Raw genomic sequence first — 686 nt, 5'->3', positions numbered from 1 at the left:
GGACTATGACGCGATCCGTCCGGCCTTTGCCGAGACGGGTACGCCGCGCCTGCCGGTCGGCCTCAATCTCGGCGCGCAGTTCTTCTGGCAGCAGAGGAACTTCCCGGCGGAGTTCGCCGAGGCCGCCGCGATCCTGATGTATCCGCAATACTGGGCTTTTCGCCTCACCGGCGTCGCCGCCAACGAGGTGACCTCGCTCGGCTGCCACACCGATCTGTGGAGCCCATGGAAAGCAGATTTTTCGTCACTCGTCGACCGGATGCAATGGCGCGGCCTGATGGCGCCGGTGCGGCCGGCCAAGGACCGCCTTGGCCCAATCTTGCCCGCCCTTGCCAAGGGAACCGGGCTCGATCCGCAGACGCCGGTGTTTTGCGGCTTGCATGATTCCAATGCCTCGCTGCTGCCGCATCTCCTGTCCGACAGACCGCCCTTCTCGGTCGTCTCGACCGGCACCTGGGTGGTGTCGATGGCCGTCGGCGGCAACAAGATCGCGCTCGATCCGGCGCGCGACACGCTGGTCAACGTGAATGCGCTCGGTGATCCGGTGCCATCGGCGCGCTTCATGGGGGGTCGCGAATTTTCACGGCTGACGGAAGGCCAATCGGAAGGCTGGACCGAAGAGGATGCCGCCACAGTGCTCGCTGGGAAGACATCCCTGCTGCCTTCGACCCAACAAGGTTCGGGGC

1 protein-coding gene is annotated in these 686 nt (G+C 65.5%); it reads left to right on the top strand.

Translation table 11 applies throughout. The annotated features are described in order from the left end of the window. Positions 1-686, top strand: a 686-nt coding sequence (locus tag EOA85_RS36650; RefSeq protein ID WP_245486409.1) for an FGGY family carbohydrate kinase, incomplete at both ends; no start/stop codon positions are given.

The organism is Mesorhizobium sp. M5C.F.Ca.IN.020.29.1.1 (genome assembly GCF_003997375.1).
Taxonomy (GTDB): domain Bacteria; phylum Pseudomonadota; class Alphaproteobacteria; order Rhizobiales; family Rhizobiaceae; genus Mesorhizobium; species Mesorhizobium wenxiniae.
This window is presented reverse-complemented; position numbering and strand designations above follow the sequence as displayed.